At 45.0% G+C, this 24,740-nt stretch carries 33 protein-coding genes; all 33 read left to right on the top strand.

Annotated features, from left to right (window positions below; genetic code table 11):
• Window positions 1-501: pentapeptide repeat-containing protein (locus NFS31_RS19525; RefSeq protein WP_251498937.1), on the top strand; the 501-nt coding region annotated here is incomplete at its 5' end.
• 14 nt (window positions 502-515) lie between these two features.
• Window positions 516-1,781, top strand: coding sequence for an SNF2-related protein (locus tag NFS31_RS19520; protein ID WP_251498934.1), 1,266 nt, complete (start codon window positions 516-518; stop codon window positions 1,779-1,781).
• Window positions 1,741-2,424, top strand: coding sequence for a transglycosylase SLT domain-containing protein (locus tag NFS31_RS19515; protein WP_251498930.1), 684 nt, complete (start codon window positions 1,741-1,743; stop codon window positions 2,422-2,424). The genes NFS31_RS19520 and NFS31_RS19515 overlap by 41 nt, the downstream gene beginning before the upstream one ends.
• The gene (locus tag NFS31_RS19510; RefSeq protein ID WP_251498924.1) at window positions 2,417-2,860 is read left to right on the top strand and encodes a hypothetical protein; all 444 of its coding nucleotides are present in this window, start codon (window positions 2,417-2,419) and stop codon (window positions 2,858-2,860) included. The genes NFS31_RS19515 and NFS31_RS19510 overlap by 8 nt, the downstream gene beginning before the upstream one ends.
• A 177-nt stretch (window positions 2,861-3,037) precedes the next feature.
• A complete protein-coding gene (locus tag NFS31_RS19505; protein WP_251498920.1) occupies window positions 3,038-3,256 on the top strand; it encodes a hypothetical protein in 219 nt (72 codons plus the stop codon).
• A complete protein-coding gene (locus tag NFS31_RS19500) occupies window positions 3,246-3,698 on the top strand; it encodes a hypothetical protein (protein WP_251498916.1) in 453 nt (150 codons plus the stop codon). Before NFS31_RS19505 ends, NFS31_RS19500 begins: the two co-directional genes overlap by 11 nt.
• Window positions 3,699-4,112: a VRR-NUC domain-containing protein gene (locus tag NFS31_RS19495; protein WP_251498911.1), complete on the top strand. Its 414-nt coding sequence runs from the start codon at window positions 3,699-3,701 to the stop codon at window positions 4,110-4,112.
• Window positions 4,091-5,875 (top strand): AAA family ATPase, encoded by a 1,785-nt coding sequence (locus NFS31_RS19490; protein ID WP_251498909.1) that lies wholly within the window; start codon window positions 4,091-4,093, stop codon window positions 5,873-5,875. Before NFS31_RS19495 ends, NFS31_RS19490 begins: the two co-directional genes overlap by 22 nt.
• A 20-nt stretch (window positions 5,876-5,895) precedes the next feature.
• Window positions 5,896-6,156: a hypothetical protein gene (locus NFS31_RS19485; protein WP_251498906.1), complete on the top strand. Its 261-nt coding sequence runs from the start codon at window positions 5,896-5,898 to the stop codon at window positions 6,154-6,156.
• Window positions 6,157-6,181: 25 nt separating this feature from the next.
• Entirely contained in the window at window positions 6,182-6,661 is a 480-nt protein-coding gene (locus NFS31_RS19480; protein WP_251498903.1) for a DUF669 domain-containing protein, read from the top strand.
• A gap of 67 nt (window positions 6,662-6,728) precedes the next feature.
• Entirely contained in the window at window positions 6,729-7,040 is a 312-nt protein-coding gene (locus NFS31_RS19475; RefSeq protein WP_251498901.1) for a hypothetical protein, read from the top strand.
• Window positions 7,024-8,757, top strand: coding sequence for a hypothetical protein (locus NFS31_RS19470; RefSeq protein ID WP_251498898.1), 1,734 nt, complete (start codon window positions 7,024-7,026; stop codon window positions 8,755-8,757). The genes NFS31_RS19475 and NFS31_RS19470 overlap by 17 nt, the downstream gene beginning before the upstream one ends.
• Window positions 8,757-9,182, top strand: a complete 426-nt coding sequence (locus NFS31_RS19465) for a hypothetical protein (RefSeq protein WP_251498895.1) — start codon at window positions 8,757-8,759, stop codon at window positions 9,180-9,182. The genes NFS31_RS19470 and NFS31_RS19465 overlap by 1 nt, the downstream gene beginning before the upstream one ends.
• A 132-nt stretch (window positions 9,183-9,314) precedes the next feature.
• Window positions 9,315-11,093 carry a phage/plasmid primase, P4 family gene (locus NFS31_RS19460; RefSeq protein WP_251498892.1) on the top strand — a complete coding sequence of 593 codons (1,779 nt, stop codon included), beginning with the start codon at window positions 9,315-9,317 and terminating at the stop codon, window positions 11,091-11,093.
• A gap of 14 nt (window positions 11,094-11,107) precedes the next feature.
• Entirely contained in the window at window positions 11,108-11,728 is a 621-nt protein-coding gene (locus tag NFS31_RS19455) for an NAD(P)-dependent oxidoreductase (RefSeq protein ID WP_251498889.1), read from the top strand.
• The gene (locus NFS31_RS19450; protein WP_251498887.1) at window positions 11,716-11,916 is read left to right on the top strand and encodes a hypothetical protein; all 201 of its coding nucleotides are present in this window, start codon (window positions 11,716-11,718) and stop codon (window positions 11,914-11,916) included. Before NFS31_RS19455 ends, NFS31_RS19450 begins: the two co-directional genes overlap by 13 nt.
• Window positions 11,897-12,124, top strand: coding sequence for a hypothetical protein (locus NFS31_RS19445; protein WP_251498884.1), 228 nt, complete (start codon window positions 11,897-11,899; stop codon window positions 12,122-12,124). Before NFS31_RS19450 ends, NFS31_RS19445 begins: the two co-directional genes overlap by 20 nt.
• Entirely contained in the window at window positions 12,121-12,405 is a 285-nt protein-coding gene (locus NFS31_RS19440; protein ID WP_251498882.1) for a hypothetical protein, read from the top strand. The genes NFS31_RS19445 and NFS31_RS19440 overlap by 4 nt, the downstream gene beginning before the upstream one ends.
• A 157-nt stretch (window positions 12,406-12,562) precedes the next feature.
• Entirely contained in the window at window positions 12,563-13,438 is an 876-nt protein-coding gene (locus NFS31_RS19435) for an ADP-ribosylglycohydrolase family protein (RefSeq protein WP_251498879.1), read from the top strand.
• A 245-nt stretch (window positions 13,439-13,683) separates the two neighbouring features.
• Window positions 13,684-14,109 carry a hypothetical protein gene (locus tag NFS31_RS19430; protein ID WP_251498876.1) on the top strand — a complete coding sequence of 142 codons (426 nt, stop codon included), beginning with the start codon at window positions 13,684-13,686 and terminating at the stop codon, window positions 14,107-14,109.
• A gap of 94 nt (window positions 14,110-14,203) precedes the next feature.
• Window positions 14,204-14,695, top strand: a complete 492-nt coding sequence (locus NFS31_RS19425; protein WP_416389486.1) for a terminase small subunit — start codon at window positions 14,204-14,206, stop codon at window positions 14,693-14,695.
• Window positions 14,685-16,013 carry a PBSX family phage terminase large subunit gene (locus NFS31_RS19420; RefSeq protein WP_331482772.1) on the top strand — a complete coding sequence of 443 codons (1,329 nt, stop codon included), beginning with the start codon at window positions 14,685-14,687 and terminating at the stop codon, window positions 16,011-16,013. Before NFS31_RS19425 ends, NFS31_RS19420 begins: the two co-directional genes overlap by 11 nt.
• Before the next feature lie 222 nt (window positions 16,014-16,235).
• Window positions 16,236-17,792, top strand: a complete 1,557-nt coding sequence (locus tag NFS31_RS19415) for a phage portal protein (RefSeq protein WP_331482771.1) — start codon at window positions 16,236-16,238, stop codon at window positions 17,790-17,792.
• Entirely contained in the window at window positions 17,773-17,982 is a 210-nt protein-coding gene (locus tag NFS31_RS19410; RefSeq protein ID WP_251498871.1) for a hypothetical protein, read from the top strand. The genes NFS31_RS19415 and NFS31_RS19410 overlap by 20 nt, the downstream gene beginning before the upstream one ends.
• Window positions 17,972-20,605 (top strand): minor capsid protein, encoded by a 2,634-nt coding sequence (locus tag NFS31_RS19405; protein ID WP_251498868.1) that lies wholly within the window; start codon window positions 17,972-17,974, stop codon window positions 20,603-20,605. The genes NFS31_RS19410 and NFS31_RS19405 overlap by 11 nt, the downstream gene beginning before the upstream one ends.
• Window positions 20,606-20,638: 33 nt before the next feature.
• Entirely contained in the window at window positions 20,639-20,899 is a 261-nt protein-coding gene (locus tag NFS31_RS19400) for a hypothetical protein (RefSeq protein ID WP_251498865.1), read from the top strand.
• A gap of 64 nt (window positions 20,900-20,963) precedes the next feature.
• Window positions 20,964-21,134: a hypothetical protein gene (locus NFS31_RS19395; protein WP_251498862.1), complete on the top strand. Its 171-nt coding sequence runs from the start codon at window positions 20,964-20,966 to the stop codon at window positions 21,132-21,134.
• A 178-nt stretch (window positions 21,135-21,312) separates the two neighbouring features.
• A complete protein-coding gene (locus NFS31_RS19390; RefSeq protein WP_251498860.1) occupies window positions 21,313-21,906 on the top strand; it encodes a phage scaffolding protein in 594 nt (197 codons plus the stop codon).
• Between the two features lie 29 nt (window positions 21,907-21,935).
• Entirely contained in the window at window positions 21,936-23,033 is a 1,098-nt protein-coding gene (locus NFS31_RS19385) for a major capsid protein (RefSeq protein WP_251498857.1), read from the top strand.
• Window positions 23,034-23,047: 14 nt separating this feature from the next.
• The gene (locus NFS31_RS19380; protein ID WP_251498854.1) at window positions 23,048-23,437 is read left to right on the top strand and encodes a head-tail connector protein; all 390 of its coding nucleotides are present in this window, start codon (window positions 23,048-23,050) and stop codon (window positions 23,435-23,437) included.
• On the top strand, window positions 23,431-23,814 hold the full coding sequence (locus tag NFS31_RS19375) for a hypothetical protein (protein WP_251498851.1): 384 nt from the start codon (window positions 23,431-23,433) through the stop codon (window positions 23,812-23,814). Before NFS31_RS19380 ends, NFS31_RS19375 begins: the two co-directional genes overlap by 7 nt.
• Window positions 23,814-24,308, top strand: coding sequence for an HK97 gp10 family phage protein (locus NFS31_RS19370; RefSeq protein ID WP_251498848.1), 495 nt, complete (start codon window positions 23,814-23,816; stop codon window positions 24,306-24,308). The genes NFS31_RS19375 and NFS31_RS19370 overlap by 1 nt, the downstream gene beginning before the upstream one ends.
• Complete coding sequence (locus NFS31_RS19365) at window positions 24,305-24,733, top strand: phage tail terminator family protein (RefSeq protein WP_251498941.1); 429 nt, start codon at window positions 24,305-24,307, stop codon at window positions 24,731-24,733. The genes NFS31_RS19370 and NFS31_RS19365 overlap by 4 nt, the downstream gene beginning before the upstream one ends.
• The last annotated feature ends 7 nt before the right edge of the window (window positions 24,734-24,740 follow it).

Below are 24,740 nucleotides of genomic sequence, written 5' to 3'. Positions count from 1 at the left end.
CGGAACAGCGGCAACCGGAACAGCGGCGATTGCAACAGCGGCAACCGGAACAGCGGCGATTGGAACAGCGGCGATTGCAACAGCGGCAACCGGAACAGCGGCAACCGGAACAGCGGCGATTGGAACAGCGGCGATTGGAACAAGTGCAGCTTTTCCAATGGATGCTTCAACACCACAAGCCCGAAAATTTACCTGTTCAATAAGCCTTCTGAATGGACTTATGAAGATTGGCTGAACAGTGAAGCCCGCTATTTGCTGAATCAGATTCCGGGGGATGTGCTTGAATACATTTACCTTTCTGATATGACGGATGAAGAAAAAGCAGATCACCCGGAAGCCGAAATAACGGGCGGTTATCTGAAAAAGTTGGATAATTCCGAATGTGCGGTTATTTGGTGGCGTGGGCTTTCTGACCGTCAAAAGGCAATTATCATAGCAATTCCGAATTTCGACAAGGCTATTTTCAAAGAGATCACCGGGATTGATGTTGATGAAGATTAAGGGGGTGCTGATTTATGCAGCTATTCCCCCACCAACAGAAAGCCCTTGACCTGACAGCCGGGAAAAATCGGGTTGCCTACTACCTTGACATGGGACTTGGAAAAACATTTGTAGGCAGCGAAAAGGCGATTTCATACCCTAACATGATTCTTGTCATTTGTCAGAAGTCAAAGGTTCAGGACTGGGTTGAACACTTCCGGGAGCATTACAACATTGGGGTGTTTGACCTGACAGACAAGCGGCAGTTTGAAGAATTTACCGGGACGGTCGGGAAGTTCGTGGGTGTTATCAACTATGATCTGGTGTTCAGAAGGTCATATTTTGCCAATATAAGCGGTTTTACAATGATGCTGGATGAAAGTTCCATCATTCAGAATGAAACGGCGAAACGGTCAAAATTCATCCTGAAAATGCACCCTGAAAATGTGATCCTTCTGTCCGGGACACCCACGGCGGGGAAGTATGAAAAGCTATGGTCGCAGCTTCATCTTCTGGGCTGGGGGATAAAGAAGGAACTGTTTTATAAGCAGTATGTTGAAATGGAATGGATAGAGGATTCAGAAAGCGGGTTCAGGATTCCACATATCACCGGATATAAGAATGTTGACCGCCTGAAAAAGAAGCTGGCAGACTACGGGGCAATTTTTATGAAGTCGGAAGAAGTGTTTGATCTTCCGCAGCAGATTATCACCCCGGTACATTCCAGAGCAACCAAAGAATACCGGAAATTTATGCGTGATGAAATTATCACGATTGAGGGACGGGAGTTCATAGGTGACACTATCCTTTCTAAACGGATATATGCCCGGATGATGTGCAGCTATCTGAATAAAGAGCGGATCGCAGCTTTCAGGGACTTAATTCAATCAACGGAAGATCGGGTGATTGTGTTCTATAACTTCAATGATGAACTGAACACTTTGCTGGATATTGCGATTGAGTTAGAAAGACCCGTTTCTATTGTGAATGGGGAAAGGAAGGATTTGGATGCTTTTGAAACAAGTGAAGATTCTATCACTTTTGTTCAGTATCAGGCTGGTGCTATGGGGTTGAATCTTCAAAGGGCAAACAAAATAATTTACTTTTCCCTAACAGACAGAAGTGAACTTTTTGAACAGTCAAAAAAGAGGATTCACCGGATCGGGCAGGAAAACGCTTGCTTTTATTACATCATGATATGCCCCGGAACGGTGGAAGAAGATATTCTTCACACCTTGGAGCAGAGAAAGGATTACACTGATGAACTATTCAAAGCGTATAACGAAAAACGCAATCCGTAAAAGGCTTTTGATTTCATGGGTAATCGTTGGATTTACATTCCTTGTTATTGGGTTCGGTAGTGGCTGGGGTTGTAAAGCGGTACTTATGGGAAAAGATGGAGAGCCGGAAGCGGCAGCAGCCGGAAAAGAAGTCCTGATATATGGGCGGTATGACGGGATAATTTTTGAAGGTGAAGTCCCTGAACTGAAAAGCGGTGAAGAATTTGTCCCGCTGGATGTTCCGATCAGTGAAGATTTGCAAGAATTTATTTTCTATCTGTCAGAAGGGTATGAAATTGACTTCACCTTTGTAATGGCATTGATCCAGCAGGAAAGCAGTTTCCGGGCTGATGTGATAAGTGAAAGCAGTGATTACGGGCTGATGCAGGTCAATGAAAAGAACCATGCTTTGATAACTGAAACCCTTGGGGTGACGGATTTCCTTGAACCTTATAACAATGTTCGTTCAGGAATGTTCATTCTTCGGAAGCTGTTTGAAAAGTATGAAACCCCTGAAAAGGTTCTTATGGCTTACAACTTGGGGGAATCCGGGGCTGCCCGGTTATGGGAAAACGGTATTTTTGAAATTAACTATTCAAAAAGCGTTTTCCAGTATCAACAAAAATTCAATGAGGAAATCGAAAGGAGAAAAGAAGATGATTAAGTGCAAGATGGAAGAAGGATGTCCAAAAGGGAAAACGTGTTGTTGCTGTCAATGTGAAGAAAGGAAGGACTGTAACGGAGTATGTGACAACCTTGAAAACATTGGAAATTGCGGTTATGCGGAAATGGATGAAACGGATGCGGTTCTTGTCATGAAGAAGGATACCGCCGCAGTTATCAAGGCGATTGCCGCCCTTACGATCCAGAAGAAAAAGATCGAGGAGCAGGAAAAGGAAATGCGAGTTCAGCTTGTCAAGGCTATGGAGCAGTACGGGGTGAAGAAGTTTGAGAGTGACAGCGTGACCTTTACCTATACCGCCCCCACGGTAAGGAACAGCATTGACAGCACAAAGCTGAAAAAGGAATTGCCGGATGTGGCTGCAAAGTACACGAAAACTTCCAATGTTTCCGCTTCTGTCAAGATTGAAGTGAAGTAATGGGATGGTTTGAAACACGGGGAACTTCTGAACATGATGAAATTGTGTGCAGTCAGTCAACACGGAAGCGGCAACCGTGCCGGAAAATAGCTTGCAAACATCATGTTTGTCATGTGAAATCTTCCCAAAGTGGTACAGAATTTTATATTAAAAATTTGAAGAAAGAAGGTGCTTGTTATGGCAAAGAAAGTGTTGACGGTGGGCGAATTGAGGAAAGCCCTTGAAGGTGTACCGGATAATTTGGAAGTGCAGCTTTCCAGTGATACCGGAGTGGATCAGGGAGAGGGCGAGATCATTATTGAGAGTGCAGAGCGGGTAACGTATGGCAGCACTGATTATTTTGATATTTATGCCAACGATACCGGGGACTGGGACGGTGAAGAAGATGGAGAATAAAAAGATTGTCCAGCTTCCGCTTGACCGATACCTGAACGATAAAGAACACGCTGCCTATATGGAAGATTTCACCGGGGTTGTGAATGGTGTGATTGATAAAGTGATCTGTATAGCTGATAAGCACAACATTGACCGGGACAATGCAGTTCAGCATTTTGCAACCATCTTTAAGGCTATGACGGAAATTAGCACTTTCCAGAATTGGGGTGAAGATTCCAGTGATGCACACCTTGAATGTTCAATCAATGGTGATGCAGATATACAGTGTTCAATGTGCGGTGAACACTTCACGGCTGATGAAGTGAAGGAATTGGCTGAAATGGGTGAACCTATCCAGTTCTATGACGGAAAATTTCTTTGCCCGGATTGCTATGATTCGTATAGCCGTCAATCTCTGGAAGGGCAGTTTGAAACAGCCTTGAACATGGGAGAAGGTGAGTAAATGGCAGATGAAAAACTGTTTGAAAACCGGATAAAGAAACATTTTCATTCCGTGGGTATATATCCGGCTGGTTATCCTTCTGACCGCATGGATGCCCCTATGGTGGGATGGTACACAAAAATTTGGGGCGGCGGTTTCCAGAAATCCGGTATACCTGACCTGATATGTTGCGTGAACGGGATCATGCTGGCGGTGGAAGTCAAGGCTTCAAGCGGTAGACCTTCTGAATTGCAAAAGCTGAACATCAACCGGATCAATAAATCTGGCGGGATAGGGGTTTTCCTTTACCCGGAAGGTTTTGAACAGTTCAAAGAACTTTTGAAAGGGGTGATAGATTGCAGTATTCACATTCAAGAATTGATTGCTTTGAAAAATGCAAATTCAAGTACAAAATGCGATATTTGGACGGAATAACCACCAATTCCCCAATAGAACCGGATAACCCCTTGATTATCGGGCAGGCGGTTCATACCGGGATTGAAAAAAGCCTTGCGGATGCCATTCAGGAATATTATTTCAGCTATCCGATCATCACGGATGAACATATAAACGAGGTCATGAAGCTGGAAACGGTGATTCCGCTGGCAAGGGCGGCAATTCCCCGGACAGACAACGATTCACTTTACCCGGACGGTGTTGAAGGGCAGTTTGAGGTTGAAATATCCAACAAGGATTTCCACGGGTTTATTGATTACCTTTTCCCTTTGTACCCTTCCGGGGACGGAATACAATGGTTTGACATTTACGATTTCAAGTATTCAAACAATGTATCAGGCTATAAGCAGTCGGCGCAGCTTCACCTATACAAATATTTCTTTGAAAGGGATAACCCCGGAAAGAAGATCAGGAATTTGTATCTGATGTTTGTTCCTAAAGTATCTATCCGGCAGAAGAAAACGGAGAGTTTGCAGGACTTCCGGGAACGGCTGAAAGAGGAACTTTCAAAAGTGGAAGTCAAAATTGTTCAAATTGAGTTCAGCATGGAAAAGGTGCTTGGATTCTTGTTTGAAATAAAAGCGGTAAATGAAGAAACGGAGTTCCCGCAGGAAACAAGTTACTTATGTAGGTATTGTGAATATCAAGAATTTTGTGAGAAAGGATGGAACTATTTTATGAAGTTACCTGAAAACAAGAGAAGAACTATTGATGCGGTTACAAAGCGTGTGATCTGGATTTACGGTGTACCGTTTTGTGGCAAGACCACCTTTGCTAATGATTTCCCTGATCCGCTGATGCTGAACACGGACGGCAATATCAAGTTCGTAAATGCGCCCTATATCCACATTAAGGATGATGTGCGTGTCGAGGGCAGGCAGACGAAAAGAACGCTGGCATGGGAAGTGTTCAAAGATACTGTTGCGGAACTGGAAAAGAAGGATAACACCTTCAAGACGATTGTTGTTGATCTTCTGGAAGATTTGTATGAGCATTGTCGGCTTTATATGTACCAGCAGATGGGCATTACCCATGAATCTGATGATTCCTTCCGGGCATGGGATAAGGTGCGGGGCGAGTTCCTGAACACGCTGAAAAAGCTGATGAACCTTGACTATGAAAACATTATTCTGATTTCCCATGAGGATACCACAAAGGATATTACCAGAAAAGGCGGCGATAAGATCACGGCAATCAAGCCGAATTTGCAGGATAAGGTTGCTAACAAGGTCGCTGGAATGGTGGATGTGGTTGCCCGGATCGTGGCTGATGATGAAGTGAGAACCTTCAATTTCAAGTCCAATGAAGTGATCTTCGGCGGCGGGCGGTTGCGTGTCAATGCGAAAGATATTCCGCTGGATGTGGATGCCCTCTTTGCCGTATATGATGAAGCCAACGCAAACGCAGCAGCCGGAAAGAAAGCAGCCCCCGCACCTACCACCACAAAGACCGGGAGAAGCAGCCGGAGGAAAGCGGAAACCCCCGCCACAAACGCAGATAAGCCGCAGGACAGCCCCAAAGAGGAACAGCCGATAAATAACACCCCTGAACATGAAAACCCGCAGGAAGCCCCTGAAACGGGCGCAGAGGGCAAGCAGGAAAATCCCACTGATAAGTTTATGGATATTCCGGCAGAGGAAGGGGAAGCTGCCCCGGCTATGAATCCCCCTGAACAGTCTGAACCTACCGGACAGCCGCAGCAGGAAGAAAAGCCCCGCCGCAGACGCAGGGCAAGAGAATAAGAGAAAGGAAGGTATGAAGTATGTTGAATCTGTTTGGTGTCCCCGTCCCGGATGATATTGCAGCCGCCGCAATAAAAGCGGCTGCAAGTAAGAGGGCAGAGGAATCAAAGAAAGCCTATAAGCCGGAACACCCGTGGGGAAAGGAAGCCCCTGACACGGAGAGCAAAGCAAAGAAATCTGCTGAAACGGCGAAAAAGTTTTTTGATGCGTACATGGATCAGGGGTTCAGTCGGGAAGAAGCATTTGAACTGACAAAGGGAAACCTGAACACAAAATTTTAAGAAAGGTTAAAAAGGTGGTTTTACTATGGATGCAAACATTTGGGATAAGTTTGACAAAGAGATCGACACGGAAGGTCTTGCAAAGGATGTTGAGGAAGCAGCAGCCAACGGCGGGGGCAATTTCAAGGAAGTTCCCCATGATACTTACGAGGTGGAGATCAATAAGCTGGAAATGACAACCAGCAAGAAGGGCGATCCTATGTTGTCTTGCTGGATGAAGATTCTTGACGGCGAGTACAAGGGCAGCCTGATCTTCATGAATCAGGTGGTTACGCAGGGATTCCAGATTCATATTGCAAATGAGTTCTTGCGTTCCCTTGTATCGGAAGTTGAAGATGCTGAAAAGCCGGATGTAATCTTCAAGACTTACAATCAGTACAATGGGATGGTTATGGATGTGATGGAACTTATTGACGGGAATTTTGAATATCTGCTTGACTACGGGGAGAACAGCAAGGGTTACAACACGTTTGAGATCAAAGAAGTTTACATTCTGGAAGGTTAAACGGCAGCAGGATCAAGGGGAATCCGGGAAAAGTGCTTCCCGGATTCCCCTATAGGGAGGAATAAAAATGGCATATTATGGATGCGGGCTTTGTCAAAGAGAAGATTGTTATGGATGCCCTAATTATAACGAATATGAATCCCCAGCAGATTATTATCGTAATGAAGGTTATGACAAGGGATATGAAGAAGGTTATAAAAAGGGCTACGAAAAAGGGAAATCGGAAAGGCATGGGTTGATTTGCATATTTGCGAAACCAGAAGGAACATTTTGCAAGTTTCTTAACTTACCATGTGATGGGTGCGATCTGTCGTGCAAATATTTGTGTGTGCATGATGAAATGAATTTTCTTGATAAGATTGATGAATTGGAAGGGTGAAAAAGTGCTGTTTTATGACTTTGAAGTTTTCAAATATGATTGGCTTGTAGTTGTAAAGAACATGACAACCAGAACCACCTACAAGATTGTAAATTCACCGGAAGAACTGGAAGCCTTATATCAGGAGAACAAAAAAGAAATCTGGAGCGGGTTCAATAGTCGGCATTACGATCAGTATATTTTGAAGGGTATTCTTTGCGGGTTCGATCCAAAAAAGGTGAATGATTATATCATTGTGAAGGGGAATCCGGGATGGAAGTTTGCGCCCACCATGTTCAGGAGCATCCCGCTTTTGAATTATGATGTGATGCTGGGAACAGACCGGGGTTTGAAATCTTTTGAGGGGTTCATGGGCAACAACATAAAAGAAACTTCCGTCCCCTTTGACATTGACCGGAAACTGACTGATGCAGAGATAGAAGAAACCTTCAAATACTGCAATCATGATGTGGAGCAAACCATTGAAGTGTTTTTGAAGCGCACGGAAGAATTTAACACAATGATGTATTTCATTAAACACTTTGAACTTCCCATTGATTTTATTTCCAAAACAAAGGCGCAGCTTGCAGCGGAGATTTTAGGCGGCAATCGGAAGGGGGAAGGTTTTGATGATGAATTTCAATTTCCTATTCTGGACTGCCTTGAACTGAAAAAATACCGCTATATCGCTGACTGGTACAGAAACCCGGAGAATCATGACTATAAGAAAAAGCAGGATAAGGTCATGGTGGCAGGGGTGGAACATACTTTTTCATGGGGCGGAGGTCACGGGGCAAAGGCAAAATTTCACGCTTCCGGGGTGTTCCTGATTATTGATGTTACTGCATATTATCCGAGTTTACAGAAGAAATATAAGTTCGGCTATCGTGTGATGAACCACCCTGAAAATTTTGAGTTCATTCATGATAGCAATATTGAATTTAAGCGGAAAGGGGATAAGAAAGCAAGACAGCCCTTCAAGATTATGGACAATGCCATTTCCGGGCAGATGAAGCAACGGCAATCTGCTTTATTTGACCCTATGAGCAATAACAGTATTTGCATAAACGGGCAGTTGCTTTTGTTGGATTTGGTTGAACACATTGAACCGTATTGTGAACTTATCCAGAACAATACAGATGGTATTGTTATAAAACTGAATGACTACGAAAGGGACTTTGACAAACTGGATGATATTGTGTATGAGTGGGAGCAGCGCACAGGGATGAAGATGGACTTTGACACTTTCATAGGTGATATTTACCAGAAGGATGTGAACAACTATCTGCTGATAGACCGGGAAACTGGGGCGGTAAAGGCAAAGGGCGGCTATGTTATGAAGCTGAATGATTTAAGCTATGACCTTCCGATCATCAATCGGGCATTGGTGGATTACATGATAAAGGGAATCCCGGTTGAAAGGACAATAGGTGAATGTGAAGATTTGCGGGAATTTCAGCTTGTTTCCAAAATCAGTAATAAGTATACACACATTCTTTACGGGAATAAACCCATAAAAGAAAAGTGTGTCCGGGTATTCGCTTCAAGGGTTGCTTCCGATCCGGGGGTGAAGAAAGTTCATGCCACAAGAAAAACAGCGGCAAAACTGACAAATTCCCCTGAACATTGTTTTATCTGGAATGATGCCGTGAAGGGTGTCCCCGTCCCGGATAGACTGGATCGGGAATGGTATATAAATTTTGCAAGAAAAAGATTATCAGATTTCGGGGTGATGTGATGGAAACTTTAAATATTACATGGGATAACGGGAAAGGAAGAATGAATATTTTTCTTGATAAGTTCTTTCCTTCCACAAAGAAAGATTTGAAAAAGTTACTTTCGATCATTTCCCTTGACTGGCAGCATGAGGACGAATTGAGGGAAAAATTGAAAGTTTACTTTCAAGAGAAAAAAATAGAGCATGAGAAAGCGAAAAAGTACAGCGCAAAAATGCACTTACAAAATAAACAGTTAGAAGCCGATTCAAAAGAAATAGTTACTACAAGAAAACGTCCCAACGGTGTACCTCTGTCAAAGGATGAATTGGCAGAGGAAAAAAGCAAGCTGGGGAAGTACAAGAAATATGCAGCGATCCATTTATCGGATTACAAGCGGCATGAGAAAGAAGAAAAGCAGTTTTCAGAATATTTGAAATTATTATGAAGGTGGTGATGGGTGTTGTTCTTCAAAGGTTACGTTGAAACAAAGGACAAGAAATGTGTTGAGAAATTCAAAAATAGGACTGATTTCAAGACCTTTGAACAAGTTCAGTCATTACCGGAATATGCTGGAATTTTGGCAAAAGATACCATACTGGTAGATATTGATGATTTTGAAATGTCTGAAACTCTGTTTAAGGTAGTGAAAGAAAAGAAATTGTGCTGCCGGGTGTATAAAACCAGCCGGGGGAAGCATTTCCTTTTCAAAAACAGCGGAGTTCAAACGGGGAAAACAGGCTGCAAACTGGCAATCGGGTTGACCGCTGATATTAAGTTAGGATCAAGAAATTCGTATTCAGTTCTGAAATTTGGGGGGAAGGAACGGGAAATCATTTATGATACCGCAGAAAATGAAGAAGCGCAGCAGATTCCCCGCTGGCTTCACCCCCTGAAATCAAAGATGAAACTTGAATTTCTTGACATGGAAGCCGGGGACGGCAGAAACCAAAGTCTGTTTAACTATATCCTGACCTTGCAAAGCAACGATTTCAGCAAAGAGGAAGCAAGGGAAACAATCAGGATCATCAATCAGTTTGTGCTGAAAGAGCCGCTTTCCGATAGTGAGATTGAAACGGTGCTTCGGGATGATGCTTTCAAGAAGCCCATATTTTTCAATGGTTCAGCGTTCTTGTTTGATAAGTTCGCAACCTTTTTGAAGAACAATAACCACATTATCAGGATAAACAACCAGCTTCACATATACAAGGATGGTATCTATGTACCGGGTAAGACGGCGATTGAAGCGGTCATGATCCAGCATATCCCCACCCTGAACCGGACGAAAAGGACGGAAGTTCTTGAATACCTGAATATTTCCATTCAGGACAATATAAGTTCCAATGATGCGGACTGGATAGCTTTTGAAAACGGGGTTTACAACATATTCGATAACACATTTTCGGAGTTTTCCCCGGAGCATATCATCACGAACAAAATCAGGTGGAACTACAATCCGGGCGCATATTCAAAAGCCGCTGATGAAATGCTGAACCGTGTTTCTTGTGACGATCAGCAGATCAGGCTTTTGCTGGAAGAAATGATTGGGTATTGCTTTTACCGCAGGAATGAGTTGCGGAAAGCCTTTATCCTGACCGGGGACGGGAGCAACGGGAAAAGTACATTCCTTGCGGTGATCCAAAGTCTGCTGGGGGAAGAAAATATTGCGTCCCTTGACCTGAAAGAACTGGGGGACAGATTCAAGACCGCTGAAATGGTCGGGAAGCTGGCAAATATCGGTGATGATATAAGTGATGAATTTATCGGCAATTCCGCAATATTCAAAAAGCTGGTGACTGGTGAAAGGGTGTCGGTTGAGCAGAAGGGGCGTGATCCGTTTGAGTTCAACAATTATTCAAAGCTGGTGTTTTCGGCAAACGACATTCCCCGGATCAAGGACAAAAGCGGGGCGGTTCTGGATCGTCTGGTGATCGTCCCATTCAACGCAAAGTTCACGGTTGACAAGACCGGGTTCAAGTCCAATATCCGCCGTGATCTGGTAGGTCATGCGGATGTTATGGAATACCTGATAAATCTGGGCATTTCCGGGCTGAAACGTATCCTTGAAAAGCAGCAGTTCACCGTTTCAACGAAAGTTCAGGACGAACTGGACGATTACAGACAGCGGAACAACCCTATTTTGGGATTCATCCGGGAATGTGAAGATGAAGATTTCAAGATAGAAAATGAGCCTACAAGCAAGGTCTATAAGCGGTATCAGGAATATTGCCTTGCTAACAGTTTGCAGGCTATGAGTAATGTTGAATTTTCAAAGCAGATCAACCGGACGCTGAATTTCAAAGTGATTGATAAAAAGATTAGTGGAAAGAAATACCGGATATTTGTTCCGGCAGATTAAGGAAGGTGTGCATTTTGAATGAGCAGAGAGAGAGCGGAAGTAAAGACTGGATAGGCAACCAGAAAAGCATATATACAACGCTGGGGGCTTCCAACCATACGGACAAGGAACGGCAGCAGCACGATTATTACGCAACAGAACCTAAAGCTATGGAATTATTGCTTACAGAAGAAAGTTTTCATCCGGTGGTTTGGGAATGTGCTTGCGGGGAAGGGCATTTGTCAAAAGTTCTGGAAGCGAACGGTTTTGAAGTTATCAGTACGGATTTGATATACCGAGGGTTTGGCGATCCTGAACCCCTTGATTTCCTGAAAAATACGCTTGAAAACTTCGAGGGAGATATAATCACAAACCCGCCGTATAAATACGCTTTGGAATTTGTTGAACAAGCGTTGAACAGTGTGCAGCCGGGAAGGAAAGTTGCTATGTTCTTAAAGCTGACATTCCTTGAAGGGCAGAAACGGAAAGATTTCTTTTTACACAACCCGCCCAAAACAATCTATGTCAGTTCTTCCCGCCTAATGTGTGCTATGAATGGGGAATTTGAAAAGTGTTCGTCCCGTGCGGTTGCTTATGCGTGGTTTGTATGGGAAAAGGGGTTCAAGGGTGATCCGGTCATTAAATGGATAAATTGAAAGGGGATGATGGAGTGGCAGCAGATACTTATAAAATGGTTCTTCTGAAAGACTGGGACGCTATCAGAGAAAGCGTGAAGAAGGGGCTGAAACGTCTGGGGCATGATATTCTTATTGTCCCGGAGTATGACACCCCGGAACGGGAAGAAAGGAAAGGGGTGAATGGTAATGCTGAAACAATTAGATGAAGCGGTAGGCAGAGCATTTGACGAGTTCAAGAAAGAGTTCGGGGAAGATGCAAAGCTGGAAAACGGTGATGAATTTGTGACCGTCCTGAATAATTCGGTTCTTATTATCAGCTTGGAGAATGGGACGCTGAAAACAAACTTCATAGGCGGTGCGCCTTTCAGGGTGAACATGACTTTGGATATTTTTGAAGGGAGTGATGAAGAATGAGAGAAAGCACGATTCCACCCATGCGGCGGTTGTCCCGGATCACGGAAGCCGGAAGGTTAGCGGTTGATGTGTCTGCTAACTGGATGCAGGAAATTTATGATTATGAAGAACTGGGCAGCATTGAACTTTTCGCTGCCCTGAAAAAGAAGAATACACCGATCCAGCCCGGAAAGGATGATGAAGGACTTTTCTGTAAGGAATGTAATTCAGAGGTCGGGGAAGATGATGTTTATTGCTGGTGGTGCGGTCAGGCATTGAAGCGGCAGCCGAAAGGGGGATGAAGATTGAAAACTTGTGTATCTATTGAGTGTCCTTTTATCCACTATTGCAAGGCTTACAATTTCCTTATCAACCGGGAAGGTGGATGCCCTACACAAAAGGCGATTCTGGAAGCAGCGGAAAAGTTGAAAAAGCAGAAAAGAAAGGAAGGTAAACGGAATGGGTAAAATTTATGATGCAGTTATGGGTTTGATCGTTGGTGATGCGCTGGGTGTTCCGGTGGAGTTCAAGATCCGTGATACATTCCATGTTGATGATATGATCGGCTATGGGACATATAACCAGCCGCCCGGAACATGGTCGGATGATAGCAGCCTGACCCTTGCCACAATGGAAAGTATCGTCAGGAAGGGGGAAATTGATCCGGCTGACATTATACGGAATTTTTCAAGGTGGTTGAACTATGCTGAATTTACCCCATACGGCAAAGTGTTTGATGTAGGTGGCACAACGGAAAGGGCTATCAGGAAATTTGACAATCAGCGGATAACTTGTGGATGCGGCAGGAAGAAGGACAACGGGAACGGTTCTTTGATGCGGATTCTTCCGCTTGCCCTCTTTCCATCCAGCTTACACGCAGTTGATGAAGTTTCCAGTCTTACCCATTCCCATGAGATTTCAAAGCGGGCTTGTCGTCGGTATGTGGGAACGGCTGAACAGCTTTTGAAAGGCAGAACTGTATCAGAGTGCATTTCCTATTCCGGTATATGGGTAAAGGAATTTGACCGGATTCCCAAAATCTACAAGTTGAACCGGGATGAAATCAAAAGTACCGGGTATGTGGTGGACACTCTGGAAGCTGCTTTGTGGTGCGTGTACCATACCCGCAGTTACCGGGATTGCGTCCTTACGGCGGTGAACCTTGGCGGTGACACTGACACAATAGCGGCGGTCGCTGGCGGTCTTGCCGGAATCATCTATGGTTGCGGTGGTGAAAGCGGTATTCCTGATGAATGGATTCAGCAGATTGCCCGGAAAGACTGGATTTCCGATTTGTGCGAACGGTTCAGGTTGGTTCAAGTTGATACAAGATAAATTCAAGTTGTAGTTGTGGAAGTTGAACCGCCTGAAAGTCTGATAAATAGGGCGGTTCGGCTTTGCGGTTCAAGTTGGTACAAGTTACTTGTAACTTCTAAACACAAAGAGAAAAACAACGTGAAATTACAGTGTTTTTACAAAAAATAATATAGTAATAAATAACTTGTTTATCTTGAACTACATGAATTAAGTTGTACCGATTTTTGAAAAGTTTATTTCAAAAGTTAGAAAGGAATGATGTTATGACGGCGAAAGAATATTTGCAGCAGTTACATAAGGCAGATGTGATTATTAACCAGAGGATTCAGGAAAAAGCTGACCTTCGGGCAAGGCTTTCCAGTATCGGAAGTTTTGACTATTCAAAAGAGCGTGTCCAGACAAGCCTTCCTGAAGGCGCAGGATATGAACGGCAGATTGCCCGGATCATTGACCTTGAAAATGAGATTGATTCCCTGATTGATGATTATGTTGACCTAAAACATAAGATAATCGGTGAGATTCACAACATGAAGAAGCCGGATCACATAAGGATTCTTTATAAGCGGTACGTTGAGAACAAAAGGCTTGAACAGATTGCCGTTGAAATGAATTACACATATCAGTATGTACGGGAGTTACACGGGTATGCTTTGCAAGAATTTGAAACAACCTACACAAACCTACATTGATGTGTGCTATTATAGTATCGTGAGAAATCACCCGTACAGTGAAAGCGGGTGATTTTCTTATTTTCAGCAGAAAGGAAGGTGTTGCCGGATGGCACTGACAGAGAAACAACGGCGATTTGTTGATGAATATTTGATTGACCTGAACGCAACACAAGCGGCTATCAGGGCAGGGTATTCTGTCAAAACGGCAAGGGAGCAAGCCAGTCAGAACTTGACAAAACTTAACATTCAGCAGGAGATTTCTGAAAAGATGGCAGAGCGGAGCAAGCGAACCGGGGTGAATCAGGATCGGATTGTTCTGGAACTGGCAAAGATTGCTTTCGTCAATGCCGCTGATGTGATTGATTCGGATGATGCCACGATAAAGGCGGGCGCAACCGCTGATGATACCGCCGCTATCCAATCGGTGAAAGTAAAGGTGATCCCCACAAAAGAGGGTGAAGGAGTTGAACGTGAGATCAGGCTAAACGACAAACTGAAAGCCCTTGAACTTCTGGGGAAACACTTAGGTATGTGGAATGACAAGCTGGATGTGAATGTAAATATCCCGGTTGTCATTTCCGGGGAAGATGATCTTGAAGATTAGTAGTCAATACGTTTTTGATTATCAGAAGCGTTTATACTTGCCTGAACAGTACAAGACCACTTCTTCCGGCAAGCGCATGATCTCCCTTCCTGAATACGTTGGTAAGGGGTACGGCACTTACTGGAAGTGGAAAGGCAGATACAGAGTTTGCAAGGGAAGCCGTGCAAGCAAGAAATCAAAGACAACCGCTTTGTGGTATATCGTGAACCTGATGAAATACCCTGACGCTAATCTGCTGGTTGTCAGGAAGGTGTTCAGGACACTAAAAGACAGTTGCTTCACGGAATTAAAATGGGCTATCAATCGTTTGGGGGTTCAAAACCACTGGGAGATAAAAGAAAGCCCCCTTGAAATGACCTACAAGCCCACGGGACAGAAGATATATTTCAGGGGACTTGATGATCCGCTGAAAGTCACTTCAATAACCGTTGAACATGGGTTTTTGTGCTGGATGTGGATTGAAGAAGCGTATGAGATCGGCAACGAGAATGATTTCAATATGCTGGATGAATCCATCCGTGGAGCGATACCACCGGAAACGGGGCTGTTCAAACAGATCACTTTGACCTTCAACCCGTGGAATGAACACCACTGGATGAAGAAGCGGTTCTTCGACAACCCGGATGATGAAACTCTTGCTATGACCACGAATTACCTTTGTAATGAATGGCTGGATGAAGCGGATCGCAAGGTGTTTGAAACAATGCGCCTGAACAACCCCCGCCGTTACCGTGTGGCTGGCTTGGGTGACTGGGGCATTGTTGACGGGCTTATTTTTGAGAACTGGGAAGAAAAGGCTTTCGACATTGACGAGATCAGGCAGATGGCAAGCGTAAAGTCTGCTTTCGGTCTGGACTTTGGATATACAAACGATCCTTCCGCTTTGTTTTGCGGTCTGGTGGATGAAGCAGCGAAAACCTTATGGGTTTTTGATGAAATGTATAAGAACGCCATGAGCAACGAAAGGATCGCTTCGGAAGTCACCACAATGGGGTATCGGAAGGAGCGGATCAGGGCAGAAGCAGCAGAACCGAAAAGCATTGACCGCTTGTATGAACTGGGGCTTTCCCATATCCAGCAGGCAAGGAAGGGCAAGGACAGTGTAAACAACGGCATTGATTACTTGCAGGACTATCACATTATTGTTCATCCCCGGTGTGTGAATTTCATCACTGAAATATCTAACTACACATGGGACACGGACACAAAGACCGGAAAGCGGTTGAATAAACCCATTGATGATTTTAACCACCTGATGGATGCTATGCGTTACGCTATGGAAGATTTCAGCATGGGGGACGCTTTCAGTTTTGAATAAGGGGGACAGCATGAGCCTATTCAGGAGAAAAATATACAAAAGGGAAAAGTACACCATATACGACTTGCCAAAGGTGCAACGCTGGTTACAACGCTTTATTTTGTGGCGGTTTTCCGTGTGGATGCAGAAAGAAAAATATCACATTAGTAACAAACAGCCTTGAAACAATGATGTTTCCGGGCTTTTGTATTTATTGAACAATATTGAAAGGGGGTGAAACGTATGTTGAGCTTTGTTGATTTCCTGACAAGCAAGGTCACGAACCTTATATTGCAAGGGGCAAGAAGCCGCATGAGCGACAAGGAATTTCTGGAAAAAGAGATTGCTCGCTGGAAGAACAGCCCGCACCGGATCATGCAGATCAAGGGGCATTTGTACTATGACAACGAACATGACATATTGACACGGAAGCGGACTATGATCGGCGAGGGCGGCAAGCTGCAAGAGGTTGAAAATCTTCCGAACAACCGCCTGATTGATAACCAGTACGCAAAGATGGTGAACCAGAAAGCAAACTACCTACTGGGACAGCCCTTTGCTATCGAGGGGGAGAACACGGGGTATGTTGAACTTTTGAAGGAAGTGTTCAACAAGCGGTTCATGAAAACCCTGAAAAACGGCGGCAAGGCTGCTTTGAACGGCGGGCTTGCGTGGCTATACCCATACTACACGGATGCCGGGGAACTGGCTTTCAGGCTTTTCCCGTCCTATGAAATACTTCCCTTCTGGAAGGACAGCGAACACACTATACTGGATTTTGCGGTTAGGTTGTATCAGGTGATGGGCTATGAAGGGACTATCGCAAAGGTCATTGAAAAGGTGGAAGTCTATGATCTGACCGGGATTCACAAGTTCATTCTGGATGGTGAAATCCTGATCCCGGATGTAAGCACGGAAAACGAAACCTTTGAAACACCTTATGTCACTTCCGTGGACAGCGAGGGGGAAGTTACCGGGCTGAACTGGGAGAAGATACCGCTGATCCCCTTGAAGTACAATGAAGGGGAAATCCCGCTGCTGAAAAGGGTGAAGTCCTTGCAGGACGGGATCAATGTCATGCTTTCGGACTTTGAAAACGGGATGCAGGAAGATTCCCGCAACACAATCCTTGTCCTGAAAAACTATGACGGTCAGGATTTGGGAGAGTTCCGGCGCAACCTTGCCACTTTCGGGGCAGTAAAGATCAGATGCAGCGGGGACACCAACGGGGGAGTTGAAACCCTTGAAATCACGGTGAACAGCGAAAACTACAAGGCAATCTTGGAGATATTCAAGAAAGCCCTGATTGAAAACGCTATGGGCTATGACGCAAAGGATGATCGGCTTTCCGGCAACCCGAACCAGATGAATATTCAGTCAATGTATTCTGACATTGACCTTGACGCTAACGACATGGAAACAGAGTTTCAGGCGGCTTTTGAAGAAATCCTCTGGTTTGTCAATATCCACTTTGCCAACACCGGGAAGGGGGACTTTGACGGGGAAAAGGTGGACATTATCTTCAACCGGGACATTCTGATAAACGAAACGGAAGCGATTGAGAATTGTTCAAAGTCCGTGGGTATCCTTTCGGATGAAACCATCATAGGGCAGCACCCTTGGATTGACGATCCAAAGAAGGAACTGGAAAGACTGAAAAAGCAGAGAGAGGAAGAACAAGCGGAGTTTGAGCGGCAGCAAGGGTATAACCCTTTCCAGCAGCCGGGAAAGGCGGGCAGTCAGCCGGGGAAATCTCCGCCAAAGAAAGAAGGTGATCCGGGTGAAGGTGAAAAAGTTTAATGTGCTGACCGTCCCGCTGGAAGTGGAGTATAAAAAGCCCATTCTTGGGCGGGTGTTCGGTCTGTTTATCTGGCTGATGCTTGTCAGGGTGAAAAAGTTCAATCTGACAATGAACGGTCAACCAATGTTCAGCTTTTACCGCCTGATCGTTCCCCGCTTCCTGAAAGGCGGTGGGATTGATGCAGAATAGCGAATACTGGAAGATCAGGTTTGGGCAGCTTGAAGCGGCGCAGAACCAAAAGGGTGTTGACGCTTATCTGGAAATCGAAAAGATTTACAAGCAGGCGCAGAAAGAGATTGAAGGGAAGATCAACACATGGTATCAGCGTTTTGCGACTAATAACGGGGTATCAATGGCAGAAGCCCGGAAGATGCTTTCTGGAACAGACCTGAAAGAATTTAAGTGGGATGTGAAAGATTATATCAAGTACGGGCAGGACAACGCTTTGATGGGCGGCTGGACAAAGGAACTGGAAAACGCTTCCGCAAAGTTCCACATTTCCCGCCTTGAAGCCCTGAAAATGCACACCCAACATAGCCTTGAAGTCATGTTTGAAAAGCAGCTTGGGATCACCACCGGGACAATGACGGACATTCTTCAAAGCGGGTATTACCATACCGCCTATGAACTTCAAAAGGGGTTCGGGATAGGCTGGGATATTGCCGGACTGGATCAGTCGCACATTGAAAAGTTACTTTCAAAACCGTGGGCAGTTGACGGGAAGAATTTTTCGGAAAGGATTTGGAGCAACAAGGAAAAGCTGATTTCAGAAATCCATAACGAACTTACCCGGAACGTCATGCTGGGGCAGAACCCGCAGAAAGCGATTGACGCAATAGCAAAGAAGATGAACACTTCAAAGCACAATGCGGGGCGGCTGGTTATGACGGAAGAAGCCTATTTCAGTTCCGCAGCACAAAAGGACTGCTTCAATGATCTGGATGTGGAAGAATATGAGATTGTGGCAACACTGGATTCCCATACTTCCGACATATGCCAAAGCCTTGACGGGCAAGTGTTCCCCATGAAGGACTTTGAACCGGGCATAACAGCCCCGCCCTTTCATGTGTATTGCAGAAGTACCACCGTACCGCACTTTGATGAAAACTTCGGTCAAGTCGGGGAACGGGCTGCAAGGGATGAAGATGGGAACACATACTATATTCCTGATGATATGAATTATCAGGAGTGGAAGGAAACCTTTGTTGACGGCGGCGACAAGTCCGGGTTTGATGTGTACGACCAGAACGGAGTTACCCACTACACCAAACACAAAGATCCTGAACCGCCTGAGCCGGAGAAGCCAAAGAAGGAATATCTGACAAAGAAGAAGCTGCAAGCCAACCTTGCGAACGCTGATGTTCAGATTGAAGATTTGGATAAGCAGTTTTCTGATGTGATGAAAGCTGACGGCGGCTTGTCGTGGGAAGAATTTAAAAACGACTATCAGCATGATTATTCGCAGATCACGGATGTACCGGACGAACTTTCCAAATTGCAAGCAATCGGAGATCAGATTGACGCATTGGAAGCCCAAAAAGCGGAGTGGCAGGCGAAACTTGATGAAAAGCTGCTGGCAGAGGAAAAGAAAGCCCTGACGAAACAGCAGAAAGCCCTTCAAGAACAGCTTGACAACTTCCAGATCAAGACCTATTCCGGCATTTGGAAGGATGATGTGACAACGGCTGACTATGCGGCAAAGATGGGCGGCATTGAAGGGAAGAAAAAATACTATGAAGGGAAGTTCATCACTGAAACCGATCCCGTCCTGATGCAGAAGTATCAAGACCTTTACAAGCAGCTTTCCGAATTTGAAACGGAAGGGAAGTCCTATTATGATATTCAAAGCGAACTGAAAAAAGTTCAAAAGGATTTATCCAACCTTGGGAAGCCAAAACCGGAAGGGAAGCCGCAGTTCTCCCCTGATGCCTACGAACAGAGAAAGACGGACGCATGGGCGCAGCGGTTCACAAGCAAGTATGAAGCGGATAAATATTACCGCCCTCTGCTGGATGTGGACTGGAACACCCTGACGGAAGAAGAAAAGTTTGCTGTCTGGCAGTACACTCACAATTCACACCCCATCAATCGCCCGTTATCCGGGTATAATGGGAAATGGGGGCGGTCAAATTATACCGGGATTGATTCGGTACGCTGGAACAATGAGAACGGCAACTATGACGGCATTGTTTCCAGTGCCACATTCAAGAAAAAGTTTGCCAACACGAAAAACCCCGTCTATGGCGGTGATATGCGTGATTATTCTGATGTTGTCGCAGAACTGACAACGGGCATAGAGAAAAGCGGGATGCAGAAGGATGTGTTTCTTGTCCGTGGTTCTGACCTGAACGGTCTGGCGGGATTGCTGGAAGGTGATGTTATCAGTTTCAAAGAAGCTGAACAATTATTGAACGCTGGCGATATTGCAACCTTACAAAGTAAGTTGCTGGGAAATAATTTCCAGTCACATTCCTTCATGTCAACCGGGATCGCAGATGGTACGGGATTCGGTGGCAATGTGGCATATAAAATCTATGCGCCCGCAGGAACAAAAGCGATATATGCAGAACCAGCTTCCTACTATGGGAACACGATCAGCGGGGAGCATATCTATAAATCCGGTGCTACTTATTCTGGGGTAGGCGGTGAAGCTGAAATCATTATCCAGCGTGGAACAACCTTCCGCATAACGGATATTGAGAAAACCGGAAGTAATAGTTATGTGGTGAAGATGGAAGTGGTGGATCAACCTGATTATTTCAAAACCGGGTATGAACACACTTTTGATGGTGGTTTGACTTCTGAAAAGTAATTTGGTAAAATGAGCATGAAAGAAGGTGATTGAATGGACAAAGAGCAACATTCACCAAACTTTGAACAGCCTATGAACGGTACATGGCTGGTTGCCGATCAATGCCGGGATTGCGTTTTCCGGTATAAGGACTATTTCAGGATGGGCGATAAGAAAATACCGTGTAGTGAAGAAGATGGCTGGAAGAAAAGCAGTTGCGAAATTTTCCCGTACCCGCAGAGCAAGCCCCCGGAAGTGCAGCATAATACCGGGGAATGTGAGTATTACGAAAAAGAAAGGCAGCGCAAGAAATAAGCACTTTTGAAAATAAACTTTCAAGGGTGCTTTTTTCATGCCCATTTTCAGGAAAGGGAAAGTCATGGATGAACCATATATTTTGAAAATCGACACAAGAAAGTTTTACAGTTCTTTGTTGAACTTATGGACAATGCCGGAAGGGATCATGTTCCAGCAAAAGGAAGGGGGTGATGGGGATGGTGAAAGTAATCCGGTATGGGAACAAACGGCGGGTAACTTGCGGAGTTTGTGAAAGTTTCCTTGAATACGAAAAAGAGGATGTGAAAACAGTTCAAACGGGAATGAACGAATATGAAGGTGAAATCATATGTCCGAATTGCCGGGAGAAGGTCAGGGTGGAAGGATAGGTGATCCGGTTTATCTCCCAACTATGGGTTAAATAGTAAATCAATGAAAGGATGGGAAAAGAAATGAAGAAAGCTGAATTTGTTGCCCTTGGTATCAGTGAGGAACTGGCGGCGAAAGCTGAAAAGGCTTCGCTGGAAGAACTGAAAGGGTATGTGGAGAAATCAAAGCATGATGAAGCAGTTGAGGAAAGTAAGACGCTGAAAGCACAGGTTGCGGAGCGTGACAAGCAGCTTGAAACGCTGAAAGCGTCTGCCGGGGACAATGAGGAACTGAAAAAGCAGATCGAGGACATGAAGAAGCAGAACGCAGATCAGGAAAAGGCGCACAAGGCAGAACTGGCGCAGTTGAAGCTGGATAATGCTATTGATGCCGCCCTGACTGCTGCCGGAGCAAAGAACGGCAAAGCGGTGAAAGCCCTGATTGATGTTTCAAAGGTGAAGTTGGGAGAAGATGGGAAGCTGACCGGATGGGACGATCAGATCAAGGCGGTTCAGAAGTCGGATGCTTATCTGTTCAATGTGCAGCAGAAGAACAACTTCAAGGGATTCCAGCCGGGGGCTTCCGGTGATAACAAGCCGGGAACGGATGTTGATATGTCCAAAATGACCTATGAGGAATTGGCTGCATTTATCGAGAGTAACCCGGATGCGGTATAACATTTCAGAAAAGAAAGGATGATTGAAAAATGGCAAAATTTGACGCAAAGACTTTTAATGAAAAGGCATTTGGAAAGTATATGTCTGCTGTTCCGAATGTAAAGCTGAATAAGCTGAAAGAATCAAAAGCGATTGTTTCCGACCAGCGTTTGAGGGAAACTTTCGTCACCAATTCCCAGACCGGAACAGTTTATGCAGTTCTCCCCTTCTTCGGGCTGATCGGCGGGGATGCGCTGAACTATGACGGTGAAACCGACCTGACCGCAGAGAGGACAGACACCTTTGAACAGGGTGTTTTCACCTATGGGCGCATGATGGGCTGGACAGAAGCCGATTTTTCCTATGATGTGACGGGCGGGGTTGATTTCATGGCAAACGTAAGAAACCAGATCAACCGCTACTGGAATGATGTGGATCAGGGTACTTTGCTGGCTATCCTTGAAGGTGTTTTTGCTATGGCTGAAACCGGGACGGGAGAAGTCAAGAAGGCAAACGCTGAATTTGTGGATAAGCACACCTATGATATTTCCCAGAGTGACGCTGATGTTGCAACCACGGAAGATATGTGTGTGGGTGCTACTTCGCTGAATGTGGCGATCCAGAAGGCTTCCGGCGATAATAAGCAGAGATTCAGCCTTGTGATCTGTCATTCTTCCGTTGCCACTAACCTTGAAAACCTGAAACTTCTGGCATACCTGAAATATACGGATGCGCAGGGGATTGAACGTGATCTTGGTATGGGAACGTGGAACGGGCGACTGGTGATAATTGATGATTCCATGCCCGTTGAAGTGAAAACTGTGGGTGAAACTGGCGGCGAGGTTTCCATCTATACTACCTATGTTCTGGGCGAGGGTGCTATCGGTTTTGAACCCGTTGGGGCGAAAGTGCCGTATGAAATGGTGCGTGACGCAAAAACCAAAGGCGGGGAAGATACCCTTATTTCCCGCAGGCGCAACGCTGTGAGCGTGGCGGGCATTTCCTACCTGAAAGCGGTGCAGAAAACGAACAGCCCCACGGATGCAGAATTGAAAAACGGCAAGAATTGGGCGCTGGTAAGTAACGGGGATAAGAAAACGATCAATCACAAGGCTATTCCGATTGCCCGTATTATCTCCCGTGGATAAGAAAGGGTGATGCTATGCTGGAAAGGGTAAAGGAAAGGCTTGAATCGCTGGGGTATGCCCTGAAGGATGGGGATGAAGTCATTTTGACTTTCTCCATCCAGAAGGTTGAGAACACCATAAAAAATGATTGCAACGTACCTTCCATACCTGACGGGCTGATGAATATTGCTATTGATATGGCAATCGGTGAGTTCTTGACGGCAAAGAAAACTTTCTCACCGGATGATATTGCAGGGCTTGATTTGGATTTTGCGGTGAAGCAGATACAAGAGGGTGACACCAACACGGTATTTGCAACCGGGGAAGGAACTTTGACCCCTGAACAGAGGTTAAACAACTTCCTGAACTATCTTCTGACACACGGACGGGATGAATTTTCATGTTATAGGCGGCTTAGATGGTAAAAGCTATGGAAGCCGCAAGAAAGGCGGCAAGACGGGCGCAGGAAGCCACATATGAGGGGTTATGTACCATCTATGAATACCATGAGGTAACAGACGAAAAAACCAAACTGTCAAGTGAAGAAGAAATTGCCGTGATTGAAAATCAGCCTTGCAAGTTGTCCTTTGAAAAGTTGAACAGTGTCGTTCAAACTGAAACCGCAGCAGTTCAGGCGCAGGGGGTGAAATTGTTCCTTGCCCCGGAAATTGTGGTAAGTAGTAATTCAAAAATCGTTGTCACCCAAAACGGGGTAACGGACGAATATTCCGCAAGCGGTATACCAGCCATATATTCCACCCATCAAGAAATCACCCTTGAATCGTTCAGGGGGTGGGCTTAATGGGGAAGATGGGGAAGTTTACCGCTTCCGACTTGAAAAAACTTCAAAAACAGTTGAACAAAATTCAAGCCGGGGATGTGGATGCCTTTGTGGAAGGGTGTGCCAAAGAATTAGCTGCCCGCCTACTGGCAAAAGTCATAAAGCGCACACCAGTAGGGGACTATCCGAAAAGTTCAGGTAAGAAAGGTGGTACGTTAAGAAGGGGCTGGACTTCCCAACAATCCGGTTCTGGTTCGGAAGGTCTGAAAACCAGCGGGGCAAAGGGTTATGTTGACAGCCTGAAAATAAACCATTACGGGGGCTTCCTTGTGATTGAGATTGTGAACCCGGTTGAATATGCTTCCTATGTTGAATTTGGGCATAGGACGGCAGATCATGAAGGATGGGTTCAAGGGCGGTTCATGCTTACGATTTCAGAGCAGGAGATTCAGGAAATTGCCCCTAATGTACTGGAAACCAAAATCAAAAAGTATTTAGCGGGGTGCATGAAATGATAAATTCCATAATTGAATCAATCAGCATTACGCTTAATGCTGAATTTGGTGATAAATATAAAATTCATAGGGAAGAAAAAAGGCAGGGCTTGAAAGAGCCTTGTTTTTTTATCCAATGTTTGAACCCCACGGAAGAACTGTTTTTCTGGAAGCGGTATTTCAGGCAGAACCAGTTTTGTATTCAGTATTTCCCGGAAGATAAGATGCACGGGAAACAAGAATGTTATGCCGTTGGTGAACGGCTTCTTTCTTGTCTGGAATATCTGGATGTTAGCGGTGATCTGGTGATGGGTACAAAAAGGAAGTATGAAGTGGTTGACGGTATTCTTCACTTTTTTGTGAATTATGATCTGTTTGTTTACAAAGTGGCTGAATCCGTCCCGGTTATGGAAGAAGTTTCTTCTGAAACCCATGTGAAAGGATAGGTGATGA

This window comes from Otoolea muris, assembly GCF_943193115.1.
Lineage (GTDB): Bacteria > Bacillota > Clostridia > Lachnospirales > Lachnospiraceae > Otoolea > Otoolea muris.
The sequence above is the reverse complement of the archived record's forward strand: the minus strand, read 5'-3'. Positions and strand labels throughout refer to the sequence as shown.